Annotated in this window: 13 protein-coding genes, 2 pseudogenes and 1 other annotated feature; of the genes and pseudogenes, 5 read left to right on the top strand and 10 right to left on the bottom strand. The window is 51.3% G+C overall.

What is annotated here, in order from left to right; genetic code table 11:
- Positions 1 to 76 precede the first annotated feature (76 nt).
- Positions 77 to 730 (top strand): acetyltransferase, encoded by a 654-nt coding sequence (locus tag AC534G_RS09525; protein WP_110497526.1) that lies wholly within the window; start codon positions 77 to 79, stop codon positions 728 to 730.
- Between the two features lie 3 nt (positions 731 to 733).
- A complete protein-coding gene (locus tag AC534G_RS09530; protein ID WP_110497527.1) occupies positions 734 to 1159 on the top strand; it encodes a MaoC family dehydratase in 426 nt (141 codons plus the stop codon).
- A 199-nt stretch (positions 1160 to 1358) separates the two neighbouring features.
- Here the strand turns inward: AC534G_RS09530 and AC534G_RS09535 are convergent.
- Positions 1359 to 2362 (bottom strand): annotated as a pseudogene (locus AC534G_RS09535) (NAD-dependent epimerase).
- A gap of 396 nt (positions 2363 to 2758) precedes the next feature.
- Between AC534G_RS09535 and wzzB the strand changes: the two are divergent.
- Positions 2759 to 3853: an LPS O-antigen chain length determinant protein WzzB gene (wzzB, locus tag AC534G_RS09540; protein WP_496594536.1), complete on the top strand. Its 1095-nt coding sequence runs from the start codon at positions 2759 to 2761 to the stop codon at positions 3851 to 3853.
- On the opposite strand, the gene hisIE is transcribed toward wzzB, so the two are convergent.
- The 9 genes from hisIE to hisL form a co-directional block, all read right to left on the bottom strand.
- Complete coding sequence (gene hisIE / locus AC534G_RS09545) at positions 3847 to 4458, bottom strand: bifunctional phosphoribosyl-AMP cyclohydrolase/phosphoribosyl-ATP diphosphatase HisIE (RefSeq protein WP_038641733.1); 612 nt, start codon at positions 4456 to 4458, stop codon at positions 3847 to 3849. The genes wzzB and hisIE overlap by 7 nt on opposite strands.
- Entirely contained in the window at positions 4452 to 5228 is a 777-nt protein-coding gene (gene hisF / locus AC534G_RS09550; protein WP_038641731.1) for an imidazole glycerol phosphate synthase subunit HisF, read from the bottom strand. The genes hisIE and hisF overlap by 7 nt, the downstream gene beginning before the upstream one ends.
- Positions 5210 to 5947 carry a 1-(5-phosphoribosyl)-5-[(5-phosphoribosylamino)methylideneamino]imidazole-4-carboxamide isomerase gene (gene hisA, locus AC534G_RS09555; RefSeq protein WP_069323519.1) on the bottom strand — a complete coding sequence of 246 codons (738 nt, stop codon included), beginning with the start codon at positions 5945 to 5947 and terminating at the stop codon, positions 5210 to 5212. The genes hisF and hisA overlap by 19 nt, the downstream gene beginning before the upstream one ends.
- Positions 5947 to 6537, bottom strand: coding sequence for an imidazole glycerol phosphate synthase subunit HisH (hisH, locus tag AC534G_RS09560; protein WP_038641727.1), 591 nt, complete (start codon positions 6535 to 6537; stop codon positions 5947 to 5949). Before hisH ends, hisA begins: the two co-directional genes overlap by 1 nt.
- On the bottom strand, positions 6537 to 7604 hold the full coding sequence (hisB, locus tag AC534G_RS09565; RefSeq protein WP_069323520.1) for a bifunctional histidinol-phosphatase/imidazoleglycerol-phosphate dehydratase HisB: 1068 nt from the start codon (positions 7602 to 7604) through the stop codon (positions 6537 to 6539). The genes hisH and hisB overlap by 1 nt, the downstream gene beginning before the upstream one ends.
- A complete protein-coding gene (gene hisC / locus AC534G_RS09570; RefSeq protein ID WP_110497533.1) occupies positions 7601 to 8680 on the bottom strand; it encodes a histidinol-phosphate transaminase in 1080 nt (359 codons plus the stop codon). Before hisC ends, hisB begins: the two co-directional genes overlap by 4 nt.
- Positions 8677 to 9981 carry a histidinol dehydrogenase gene (gene hisD / locus AC534G_RS09575; protein ID WP_110497535.1) on the bottom strand — a complete coding sequence of 435 codons (1305 nt, stop codon included), beginning with the start codon at positions 9979 to 9981 and terminating at the stop codon, positions 8677 to 8679. Before hisD ends, hisC begins: the two co-directional genes overlap by 4 nt.
- A gap of 5 nt (positions 9982 to 9986) precedes the next feature.
- A complete protein-coding gene (hisG, locus tag AC534G_RS09580; RefSeq protein WP_038641718.1) occupies positions 9987 to 10886 on the bottom strand; it encodes an ATP phosphoribosyltransferase in 900 nt (299 codons plus the stop codon).
- 44 nt (positions 10887 to 10930) lie between these two features.
- Positions 10931 to 11053, bottom strand: a sequence feature (His leader region).
- Positions 11029 to 11076, bottom strand: a complete 48-nt coding sequence (gene hisL, locus AC534G_RS09585) for a his operon leader peptide (protein ID WP_100250077.1) — start codon at positions 11074 to 11076, stop codon at positions 11029 to 11031. Its footprint overlaps the feature before it by 25 nt.
- A 174-nt stretch (positions 11077 to 11250) precedes the next feature.
- Between hisL and AC534G_RS09590 the strand changes: the two genes are divergently transcribed.
- Positions 11251 to 12075, top strand: a complete 825-nt coding sequence (locus AC534G_RS09590; RefSeq protein WP_110497537.1) for an SDR family oxidoreductase — start codon at positions 11251 to 11253, stop codon at positions 12073 to 12075.
- A gap of 41 nt (positions 12076 to 12116) precedes the next feature.
- Positions 12117 to 13101, top strand: a pseudogene (locus tag AC534G_RS09595) (LysR substrate-binding domain-containing protein).
- Positions 13102 to 13182: the final 81 nt, after the last annotated feature.

Raw genomic sequence — 13182 nt, forward strand, 5'->3', positions numbered from 1 at the left:
TTTCATTTTTGCTGCTACTTGTTATAACTCGTTAGTGGCTTTAATATCCTGTTATCGTTGGTTTACGGAGGCGGCAATGAAAAAAATTTATGGCGTTGTGGGTGCAGGAGGCTTTGGGCGTGAAGTTATTCCTCTTGTAAAGAAAATGATCGACGATTCAGGGGAAATCTCTGAGCTCGTTTTTATTGATGATAACGATGCACTTGATAAGGTCAATGGTTATAATGTTATGTCCTTAAAGGACTTCCTTGATTCAGATTTTGAAGAAAAGTTATTCAATATTGCAATCGGCGATAGCCAGATACGCGAAAGAATTTCGGCTGAAATGATCGCCAGAGGGGCCAAAGCTATCTCTATCGCTCATGATAATGTTGTTATTCTTGATAATACAATAATTGGTGAAGGTTCGATATTATGTCCGTTCGTTACTGTGACATCAAACGCGAAGATAGGTAAATTCTTCCATGCCAATATTTATTCCTATGTTGCTCATGATTGCATTATAGGAGACTACGTTACTTTTGCACCTTCGGTAAAATGTAATGGCAGTGTTGTCGTAGAGGATCATGCGTATATAGGTACTGGAGTAGTCATAAAACAAGGTACTCCTAAGCGTCCTATTGTTATTGGGAAGGGGGCTATTGTAGGTATGGGGGCTGTTGTTACTAAAAGTGTCCCACCTGGGGTTACAGTTTTTGGCAATCCAGCTAAGCCTCTTGGAAAGGGATGAACAATGATTAGTAATAGTGTTTCAATTGAGGAAATAGAAGTTGGCATGAGCGCAAGTTATACTCAAACTATAACTGATGCTGATATTAAAGCGTTTGCTGGAGTATCTGGGGATCATAATCCTGTACATGTCAGCGATACCTATGCTTCAGAATCCAGGTTTGGTAAACGGATTGCGCATGGTTTAATATCAGCAGGGTTCTTTTCTGCATTATTCGGAACCAGATTACCAGGTTATGGTTGTGTATATGCTTCACAAACACTCAATTTCAAATATCCTGTTTTTATTGGTGATACGGTACTAGCTACTGTCACTGTAAAATCAGTTGATATAGAAAAGAGAAAGATTACTTTTGATACCATCTGTCAAGTTGGAAGGAAAAAAGTAATTACTGGAGAAGCAGAAATTTATATCCCTGAAAAGAAATAATGGACATGCTTCAGAGCTTAAATTTGTACTGAATGTAAAAAGACAACTAAGTACAGAGAAAATTTATAATGCTTATCATAAGATAGAATTCAGGCTATGCAAAAGAGCAAAAATCCGTTATCCCATAGTGGCTACGGATTTTTGCACAATCAGGGGTATTTGGGATTTAGTAAATACTTAGCTTTTACCTTTCATTACGTTACACTTTATAAAACACACGGTACCAGTCAACAAAGTTCTTGACCCCATCTTTAACCGTTGTTGTAGGTTTAAAACCAATAACGTCATACAGTGCTTCGGTGTCCGCGCTGGTTTCCAGCACATCACCGGGTTGTAGCGGGAGCATATTTTTGGTCGCGTCGATGCCAAGAGCTTCTTCCAGCGCCTTGATATAATCCATCAGTTCAACCGGTGAACTATTGCCGATATTGTAGACGCAATACGGCGCGGAGCTGGTTGCCGGGGAACCGCCTTCGACAGTCCACTCCCCGTTGGGCGCAGGAATGATATCCTGCAGGCGAATAATTGCTTCTGCGATATCACCAATATAGGTAAAGTCGCGCTTCATTTGGCCGTAGTTGTAGACGTCAATACTTTTCCCTTCCAGCATCGCTTTGGTGAATTTGAACAGCGCCATATCCGGGCGACCCCACGGACCGTATACGGTAAAGAAACGCAGGCCGGTTGTGGGCAATCCGTACAGATGAGAATAGGTATGGGCCATCAGTTCGTTGGCTTTTTTGGTCGCGGCATACAGGGATACCGGGTGATCGACGGAATCGTCCGTTGAAAAGGGCATTTTGCGATTCAGACCATATACCGAGCTGGAAGAAGCATAGAGTAAATGCTGAATTTTATTATGCCGACAACCTTCCAATATGTTCAGAAAACCTGTGAGATTGGAGTCTGCGTAAGCGTGAGGATTTTGAGTGAATAGCGTACACCAGCCTGGGCGGCGAGATGGATCACACGATCAAAATGCCCGGATACGAAGAGTGTTGACATATCTTCGCGGTCGGCTAAATCAATCTTATGAAACTGGAAGCCGGGGTGTACCAGCAGCTCCAGACGGGCCTGCTTAAGACTCACGTCGTAGTAATCGTTCAGATTATCGATACCGACGACTTGATGGCCAGCCTCAAGGAGGCGTTTGCTAACATGGAAGCCGATGAAACCAGCGGCCCCCGTAACCAGGTATTTCATGTTCGTTCCTCTTTTCGGCTAAAAAGCAGCCAGGTACTATTTGGTGCGACGAAAAGTGAAATAATACCGTCAGATGGCAAAAAAGCTAATGGTTATCCTTTTTACGCATGCCATTTTTAGTGGTAAGTTAATAAATATTCATGCCGTGAATTTAATTAACGAGAATGTCTGGCATTTACGCTTGATGACATTTAACCCGCTGTTTGACGCTTTTCCTGCAAAGAGTGGCCATTCAGTATTGACACTTTTTTTAAATTCCTTCCTTTTTTCTCAAGTGACTAAAATACCAATCAAAATCTCTCAATCAATTTGATTTTTTATCATTAATCCTATGGAATTGCTTCAATTTTTAGCTAAACTAATTCGAGTTTAAGTCCTTCCTTAATTAGGGTATCTATGTCTGTAAGTGACAACAACATGTCCGGGCGCGGTAACGATCCGGAACAGATTGATCTGATTGATTTGCTGCTGCAGTTATGGCGTGGGAAAACAACAATCGTTATCGCGATCGTTGTTACCATTGTTCTGGCGGTGGGCTATCTGGTGGTTGCTAAAGAGAAATGGACCTCTACTGCAATTATTACTCAACCGGATGTTGGTCAAATAGCCACCTATAACAACGCGCTCAACGTGTTGTATGGCGCCAACGCGCCTAAGGTGACTGAACTTCAGACTAATGTGGTTGGTCGTTTCAGTACCTCTTTCTCTGCCCTGGCAGAAACGCTTGATAATCAGGAAGAACCACAGAAACTGTCGATTGAGCAGTCTGTTAAAGGCCAACAACTGCCGCTAGCGGTCTCTTATGTGGCGAGTTCTCCAGAAGAAGCTCAGCGTCAGCTGGCTGAATACATTCAACAAACAGATGAAAAGGTTGCTAAAGAGCTAGAACTTGACCTGGCTGATAACATTAAGCTGCAAACCAGTACTCTAGAAGATTCTCTGAAGACTCAGGAAGTGGTCGCTCAGGAACAAAAAGATCTGCGAATTAAGCAAATCCAGGAAGCGCTGCGTTATGCTGAACAGGCGGGTGTGATTAAGCCGCAAATTCAGCAAACTCAGGATGTTACACAGGATAGTATGTTCCTGTTGGGTAGTGATGCTCTGAAATCTATGGTTGAGCACGAGTCTACGCGTCCTTTGATATTGTCTGATAACTACTTCCAGACAAAACAAAAACTGCTTGATATCAGAAATCTTAAGCTTGAAGGGGCAGAGTTGCACTCCTATCGCTACGTGATGAAACCAACGTTACCGATTCGTCGTGACAGTCCGAAAAAAGCCATTATCCTGGTACTGGCCGTTCTGCTGGGGGGAATGATTGGTGCAGGTATCGTGCTGGGGCGAAATGATTGGTGCAGGTATCGTGCTGGGGCGAAATGCGCTGCGTGGCTACAAAGCCAGAGCGTAGCAGGCCGAAGGCAGTTTTATTCCGAGCACAAAAAAACCGGGCAGTTCACCGCGCCCGGTTTTTTTACGTCTGCCGATTACTGATGACGCTTACGTAAGTTCTCAATCACGGTGGTCAGATCAAGCTCCTGATCCTGTAGCAGAACCAGCAGGTGGTACATCAGGTCAGAGGCTTCATTCGTCAGCTCGAAACGATCGTGCACGGTGGCGGCCAGTGCGGTTTCCACGCCTTCTTCCCCCACTTTCTGCGCAATGCGTTTGGTGCCACTGGCATACAGCTTGGCCGTGTAAGAGCTTGCCGGATCGGCGGTTTTACGCTCAGCCAATAGTTGTTCCAGTTGATACAGGAACAGCCACTGATGACTGGTGTCAGCAAAGCAGCTTGAGGTGCCTTTGTGGCAAGTTGGCCCAATCGGGTTAACCAGCACCAGCAGGGTGTCGTTGTCGCAGTCAGGCGCGATGTTAACCACATTAAGAAAGTTGCCAGAGGTTTCACCTTTGGTCCACAGGCGTTGTTTGGTCCGCGAGAAAAAGGTTACCTTACCGCTTTCAAGCGTTTTATCCAGCGCCTCCGGGTTCATATAACCCAGCATCAATACTTCGCCGGATACCGCATGCTGCACCACGACCGGCATCAATCCGTCGGTTTTTTCCCAGTCCAGTTCGCGACATTGTTGCTTCGTTAACATATCCTGATCTCCACGCCCTGTGTTGCCAGGTACGTTTTTAACTCGCCAATATTGATAATTTGTTTGTGGAAAACGGAAGCGGCAAGCGCGCCGTCAACGTCAGCATCACGGAAGGCTTCGAGAAAGTGTTCCATGGTGCCTGCGCCACCGGAGGCAATCAGCGGTACGTGGCAAACGTCGCGCACTTTTCTCAGCTGTTCCAGGTCGTAGCCGTTACGCACACCGTCCTGATTCATCATGTTCAGTACGATTTCGCCTGCGCCACGTTTCTGCACTTCCTGCACCCAATCCAGCGTTTCCCACTGCGTGATGCGGGTACGACTCTCATCACCGGTATACTGGTTAACGTGATATTTACCGGTTGCGGCGTCATACCAGGTATCGATACCCACCACGATGCACTGTACGCCAAAGCGGTCCGCCAGACGCGTGATAAGCTCCGGGTCAGCCAGCGCCGGGGAGTTAATGGAGATTTTATCCGCCCCAAAGGAGAGAATACGCGCCGCATCATCAATGGACTTAATCCCACCGGCAACGCAGAACGGAATGTCGATCACTTCCGCCACGCGCGATACCCAGCTTTTATCGACTACACGGCCATCGCTGGAGGCGGTGATATCGTAGAAGACAAGTTCATCTGCGCCTTCATCGGCATAGCGTTTTGCCAGCGGAACGATGTCGCCAATAATCTCGTGATTGCGAAACTGGACGCCTTTTACCACCTGTCCATCGCGAACGTCCAGACAAGGAATTATGCGTTTTGCCAGCATTGGATGGCCTCCTCAACGGTGAACTTACCTTCCAACAGGGCTCGTCCGACGATCACGCCGCCAACCCCAGTCCCGCGCAGGGCGGCTACGTCCTCAATTCCACCTATACCGCCAGATGACTGAAACGCCACCTGTGGATATTTAGCGCACACTTCTTCATAAAGCGCGACGTTTGAACCCGCCAGCGTACCGTCGCGGGAGATATCCGTGCACAGCACATGCTTCAGACCAACGGGTAAATAGGTTTCCACCAGCTCTTCCAGTGAAACCCCTGAATCTTCCTGCCAGCCGCTGACCGCAACCTGTTTATTACCGTGTTCGTCAATGCGTACGTCCAGCGCCAGCACCAGCGCGTCGGCGCCAAAACGGGTAAACCAGCTCTTAACTTCCTCAGGGGATTTTACCGCCGTCGAACCGACCACCACGCGTGCCACGCCGGCGTCAAGCAGTGCCGCAACGTCCGCTTCAGTACGCACACCGCCGCCAACCTGCACCGGAACATTGACGCCCGCGACCAGCGTTTTAATCAGCGGTATTTGTCGTTTCTGCGGATCTTTTGCCCCGGTCAGATCGACCAGGTGCAGTACCTGTGCGCCTTGTGCCGCGTAATCCTGCAGGCGGGGCAGTGGATCGTTGCCGTAATCACGTTGCTGTGCGTAATCACCTTGATGAAGACGCACCACCGTGCCGTCGATTAAATCTAATGCCGGAATAATCATTACATCTCCAGAAAGTTTTTCAGCAACTGCGCCCCAGCCGCACCCGAACGTTCCGGGTGGAACTGCACGCCAAAGAAATTGTCCTTTTGGACTGCCGCGGTAAACGGTTCACCGTAATGACACTGGGCGATAGTCCATGGGTTCACTGGCATCGCGTAGCTGTGGACAAAGTAGAAATACGCCCCATCGTCAATACCCTGGAACAGACGATTGCCTGCTTGTGGATACACACGGTTCCACCCCATATGCGGCAGCGGCAGGCCAAAATCGGTCATTTTGGGGACGTCCTGTTCAATAATGCCCAGCAGGGAGACACCGTTACTCTCTTCGCTGCGGCGACCAAGCAGTTGCATGCCTAAGCAGATCCCCAGCACCGGTTGCGTGCAGGCTTTAATCAGTTCAATAAGTTCACGCTCGTGCAACTGGTCCATAGCCGCCTGCGCAGTACCCACGCCTGGTAGAAACAGCTTATCGGCCCGGAGCACCACATCCGCATCGCGGCTGACAACCGGGTCGTATCCATGGCGCGCAACGGCGGATTTCACCGAATTCAGGTTGGCGCACCCGGTATCCAGGATCACTACGTTCATTACAGCACTCCTTTTGAGGAGGGTAGCGTATCGCCTTCTACGCGAATCGCCTGGCGCAGCGTGCGGCCAAAGGCTTTAAATAGGCTTTCCACACGGTGGTGGTCATTTTTTCCTTTGGTTTTCAGGTGCAGGGTGACGCCCATGGTGTAGGAGAGTGAGCGGAAGAAGTGTTCAATCATCTCCGTGCTCAGATCGCCCACGCGCTGGTAGGTAAACTCAGCGCGGTATTCCAGGTGCGGACGTCCGGAGATATCCAGCGCGCAACGTGCCAGACATTCGTCCATCGGCAGGACAAAACCAAAACGGTTGATACCACGTTTATCACCTAATGCCAGCTTTAAGGCCTCACCCAGCGCCAGACCGGTATCTTCTACGGTGTGGTGATCGTCAATATACAGATCGCCTTTGACGGCTATCTCCATACGGAAACCGCCGTGGGTGGCGATTTGATCCAACATGTGGTCAAAGAAGCCAACGCCAGTATTGATTTTGCTTTGGCCTTCGCGGTCCAGCCAGACTTTGACGTCAATCTGCGTTTCTTTGGTATTGCGCTCAACGTGGGCGTAGCGGTCACGTTTGGTCAACTGCTCGCCGATCATCGCCCAGTTCAGGGTGTCCCGGTGATAGCGTAATCCGCTAATCCCCATGTTTTCAGCCAGTTGAATATCTGTGGCACGATCGCCAATGACGTAGCTGTTCTCGGTGTCCATAGCCTGTTCAACCAGATACTGCTCAACCAGCTTCACTTTTGGCTTACGGCAAGCACACTCATCGGCCGGCAAGTGTGGGCAAATCAGCACGTCATCAAACCTCACGCCCTGAGAGGTGAATATTTGCATCATCAGATTATGCGGGCCGTCAAAATCAGCCTGTGGAAAGCTCTGGGTTCCCAGTCCATCCTGGTTGGTGATCATCACCAGCTTAAAACCCGCTTTTTGCAGCTTCAGTAAAACGGGAACGACTTCCGGCTCAAAAGCCAGTTTGTCAAAGCGATCGACCTGAAAGTCACTTGGCGGTTCGGAAATCAGGGTTCCATCACGGTCAATAAAAAGATACTTCTGGCTCATACTTGCTCCGCACGTAAGGCGTCAATGACGCGCTGGCTCTCTTCACGGGTTCCGACAGTAATACGCAGGCAGCCGCTTAACGAAGGTTGTTTGTTCTGGTCTCGTAAGATAATGCCCTGATCCCACAAAGATTTAAATACGCTGCTGGATGCGGTGAAGCGCGCCAGAACATAGTTGGTTTCAGAATCGAAAACCTGTTCTACACAGCGAATTGTTTTCAGGTTCTCCACCAGGAACTGACGCTCTTGCAGGATCTGCTGGACGCGTTGGCGCATGGCGGCAACGCCTTGCGGCGTCAGCGCCTGGGCGGCGATATCCGCCACCGGTGTAGAGAGCGGGTAAGGGGCGATCACCTTTAACAGCAGATTGATAATTTCTTCATTTGCCAGCGTAAACCCGCAGCGTAAACCGGCGAGAGCAAACGCTTTGGACAGTGTGCGTAAAATTACCAGGTGCGGATATTCAGACAGCCAGCCCGCCAGCGTGGCCTGCGGGCAAAACTCGATATACGCTTCATCGGCAACCACGATAGCTTTACCCTGCGTCATATCGAGCAGCGAACGCAGATCCTGTGGCTTAATCAACTGGCCCGTTGGGTTATTAGGGCTGCATACGTAGACCACCTTCACACCATCAAGCTTGTCCGCGATACCTTGTAAATCCAGTTGCCAGTCGTCAAGTGTCGGGACGGTACAGCATTCAACGCCAATCGTTTCAGCGCTGACGCTGTACATGCCGTAAGTCGGCGGACAGTACAGAATCGCATCTTTACCCGGCTCGCAAAAAGCGCGCACCAGCAGCTCGATCCCTTCATCTGCGCCACGACTGACCAGCACCTGCTCCGGCTTGACGCCTGCATACTGCGCGTAATTCTCAATCACGGCTTTCGGCTGGCACTCCGGGTAGCGGTTCAGCGTTTGCTGACTTAGCTGAAACTCAACGGCGGTGGGATATTCATTCGCATTGAGCCAGACGTCGCCGTTACCGCCAAGACGGCGGGCAGACTGATAAGGCGTTAACTCGCGGACATTCTTACGGGCTAAATCAGTGACGCTGAGAAAGTTGTCAGTGCTCATGCTTGCTCCTTCAGGGCGTTAACGCGCAGGGTGACGGCATTTTTGTGGGCGGTCAGCAGCTCAGCCGCGGCCAGGGTTTCAATGGTGGCGGCCAGCGCAGAGAAACCTTGTGGTGTTAATTCCTGTATGGTCATCCGTTTCTGGAAATCAGCCAGCCCCAGACTGGAACAGGTTGTGGTATAGCCGTAAGTTGGCAGCACGTGGTTAGTACCGGAAGCATAGTCGCCTGCGGATTCCGGCGACCAGTCACCAAGGAACACCGAACCGGCGCTGATAATGCCTTCCACCAGCTCACGTGCGTTGCGGGTCTGAATGATCAGGTGCTCCGGACCGTAGGCGTTGGAGATTTCAACGCACTGTGCCAGATCTTTCGCCACGATTAAACGGCTGGCGGAGAGCGCCTGACGCGCGGTGTCGGCTCGGGACAGCTCGGCGAGCTGGCGTTCAACGGCTTCGGCCACGCCTTCGGCAAGCTTAGCGTCCGGCGTCAGCAGGATCACCTGCGAGTCCGGGCCGTGCTCGGCCTGAGAGAGCAGGTCGGAGGCGACAAAATCCGGCGTTGCGCCGCTGTCAGCGATAACCAATACTTCGGACGGTCCGGCGGGCATATCGATTGCCGCGCCGTCAAGACGCTGGCTGACCTGGCGCTTGGCTTCGGTCACATAGGCGTTGCCCGGCCCAAAGATTTTATCGACTTTTGGAATAGACTCCGTGCCCAGTGCCAGCGCGGCAATGGCCTGTGCGCCGCCCACGTTAAACACTTCTTTCACGCCACAGAGTTGCGCGGCGTAGAGGATTTCATCGGCAATCGGCGGCGGCGAGCACAGCACCACTTTTTTACAGCCCGCGATACGCGCCGGGGTCGCCAGCATTAATACGGTAGAGAACAGCGGTGCCGATCCCCCTGGAATATACAGGCCCACGGAAGCGATGGGGCGGGTAACCTGCTGGCAGCGCACGCCCGGCTGGGTTTCGATATCCACCGGCGGCAGGATCTGCGCGCTGTGGAAAGTATCAATATTACGTACTGCCGCCTGCATGGCTTGTTTCAGCTCGTCGCTCAGACGATTCCCGGCCTCCTGAATTTCTTCCTCAGTGACGCGCAGCGCGCCGACCTCGGTTTTATCAAACTTCGCGCTGTATTCGCGCAATGCCTGGTCGCCGTTGTTTTTGACATTTTCAAGGATCTCGGCCACCGTGCGGCTAATGCTTTCAGAGGCGGAAATCGCCGGGCGCATCAGTAATTCGCGCTGCTGCTCAGGGCTACAGCTATTCCAGTCAATCAGGGTATTGAAGCTCATGGTCGTTACTCCATCATCTTCTCAATCGGCAGCACCAGAATAGAGCTGGCGCCGAGCGCTTTCAGTTTTTCCATTGTTTCCCAGAACAGGGTTTCGCTGCTGACCATGTGCATGGCTACGCGCTGCTGATCACCCGCCAGTGGCAGAATGGTTGGGCGCTCAGCGCCAGGCAGCAGGGCGATAACTTCGTCCAGACGCTCGCTCGGTGCGTGCATCATGATGTATTTGGATTCGCGAGCCTGAATAACCCCCTGGATGCGGGTCAGTAGTTTGTCGATCAGTTGCTGTTTGGCTGCGGCCATTTCGCCATCGCGCTGAATCAGACACGCTTTAGAGCGGTAAATCACTTCCACTTCACGCAGACCATTGGCTTCAAGCGTCGCGCCGGTTGACACCAGATCGCAGATTGCATCGGCCAGGCCCGCGCGGGGCGCGACTTCGACAGAACCGTTTAACAGACAGGATTTAAATGACACCCCTTTTTGATCGAGGTAACGCTTGAGCAGGTGCGGGTAAGAGGTGGCGATACGCTTCCCGTTCAGTTCTGCCGGGCCATCCCAGGCTTCATCAACCGGCGTCGCCAGCGAAAGACGGCAGCCGCCGAAGTCCAGACGACGCAGGGTAAAATAGCGAGGATCTTCACCCTGTGCCCGACGGTTGAGCAGCTCTTCTTCCAGAACGTTTTCCCCAATAATGCCCAGATCAACGACGCCGTCCATCACCAGACCCGGGATATCGTCATCACGCACGCGCAGGATATCAATCGGCATATTTTCTGCCATCGCAATTAAGCGCTGGGTGTGAAGATTAATTTTAATGCCGCAACGGGCCAGTAATTCGCGTGAATCGTCGCTTAAACGGCCTGATTTCTGCATAGCTATGCGTAAACGGGTGTTGTCTAACATTGTTTGTTCCTCGTTATCCTGTCTGAATCAGTTTGGGTCACGCACAAAAAAAGCCCCCGGAAGAAATCTTCCGGGGGCTTTCTCATACGCTCATGCACCGCTGGAAGATTTAAATGTCTCCCAGCACACATCGCCTGAAAGACTAGTCAGGATGATGGTGATGATGGTGTTTAAATTGAGCGCGTGTCATAAATTTTCTCGATGAATGTTTATTCATTTGATGTCTTTTAACCTAAACCACTTTAGCTACGGAAAGCAAGGGCTTTTTTTGATCATTAATTCATTTCATATTGATACTATGAATTGTCAGCCACCGTGGGCTGGCGTAGCCTTGCGTTATAGGCCAAAAGTCAGGAGAGAAGGCATGAAAAAGGTCGCAATTGTCGGGTTAGGTTGGTTAGGCATGCCGTTAGCCATGTCGCTGGCGGCGAGAGGCTGGCAGGTTACCGGCAGCAAAACCACACTGGATGGGATAGAAGCGGCCCGTATGAGCGGTATCGAGAGTTACTCGCTGCGCCTGGAGCCTGAACTGGTCTGTGAGGCTGACGATCTCGACGCGCTCATGGACGCTGATGCACTGGTTATAACGCTACCTGCGCGCCGTAGCGGGCCGGGGGAGACATTTTACCTGCAGGCCATGCAGGAACTGGTTGACAGTGCGCTGGCGTACCGGATCCCGCGGATTATTTTTACCAGCTCGACGTCGGTCTATGGCGATGTCCAGGGCATCGTGAAAGAGGGGACGCCGCGTAACCCGGTCACCGCCAGCGGGCGTGTTCTGAAAGATCTTGAAGACTGGTTGCATAACCTGCCTGGCACCTCGGTAGATATTCTGCGACTGGCCGGACTGGTTGGCCCGGGAAGACATCCCGGCCGCTTTTTCGCTGGCAAGACGGCGCCAGATGGACACCATGGCGTCAATCTGGTGCACCTGGATGATGTCGTCTCTGCCATCACGTTGCTGCTGCAAGCGCCCAAAGGGGGACACATCTATAATATATGTGCGCCTATGCATCCGGCGCGTAACGTGTTCTATCCGCAGATGGCCCGCCAGTTGGGGATGGAACCGCCGGAATTTCGCGGCGGTGCGGATAACGGTAAAGGTAAAGTCATTGATGGCAGCCGTATTTGTAATGAGCTTGGATTTGAGTACCAGTATCCCGATCCGCTGGTGATGCCGATGGAGTGACAGGCCAGCAGAGTGTCGCTGTATACCGCCAGGGGGCGAGTATGAAACCACTGCTGGACGTTCTTATCATCCTCGATGCGTTAGAAAAAGAGGGCAGTTTCGCGGCGGCGTCGGCAAAATTGTATAAGACGCCGTCTGCGCTTAGCTACACCGTCCATAAACTGGAAAGCGATCTTAATATTCAGTTATTAGATCGCAGTGGGCACCGGGCTAAGTTTACCCGCACCGGTCAAATGCTGCTGGAAAAGGGGCGAGAGGTATTGCACTCCGTCCGCGAACTCGAAAAGCAAGCCATTAAACTTCATGAAGGCTGGGAGAATGAACTGGTCATCGGCGTCGATGATACGTTTCCCTTTTCACTGCTGGCCCCCCTTATCGAATCCTTCTATCAACATCACAGTGTGACGCGCCTGAAGTTTATTAACGGCGTGCTGGGTGGTTCCTGGGATGCACTTACTCAGGGGCGGGCGGATATTATTGTCGGCGCTATGCACGAACCGCCGGCGGGGAGCGAATTTGGTTTTGCGCGGCTTGGCGCGCTGGAACAGGTGTTTGTGGTTGCGCCGCATCATCCGCTGGCACAGGAACAGGAACCGTTACATCGGCGTACTATTCGACGATTTCGCGCCATCGTGGTGGGAGAGAATGCGCATCAAGCGAACATCTCCGGCGTTCAGGTGTTGGACGATCAGGAAGCGATTACCGTTTTTGACTTCAAAACCAAGCTGGAGCTGCAAATCAGTGGTCTGGGATGCGGATATATTCCCCGTTATCTGGCGCAGCGATTTTTGGACAGCGGCGCGCTGATTGAGAAGAAAGTGGTCGGACAAATTCTGTTTGAACCCGTGTGGATAGGGTGGAATGAACAGACCGCCGGGCTTGCCAGCGCCTGGTGGCGGGACGAGATTTTAGCAAATAGTGCTATTGCCGGGGTGTACGTTAAAACGGATGCTGATAAATCAATCAGTTGAGAAAAAATATTTTTTTACAGTTGCTTCAATCTCTTGTTATTTCTCCCCAAATTAGTGCAAAATACGCCGCTTGCAAAAAATGACATTAACCGACGTTTTAATACGCGTCGGTTATTTTTTTGCATCAAACCAATCA

This window comes from Citrobacter sp. CRE-46 (assembly GCF_059615875.1).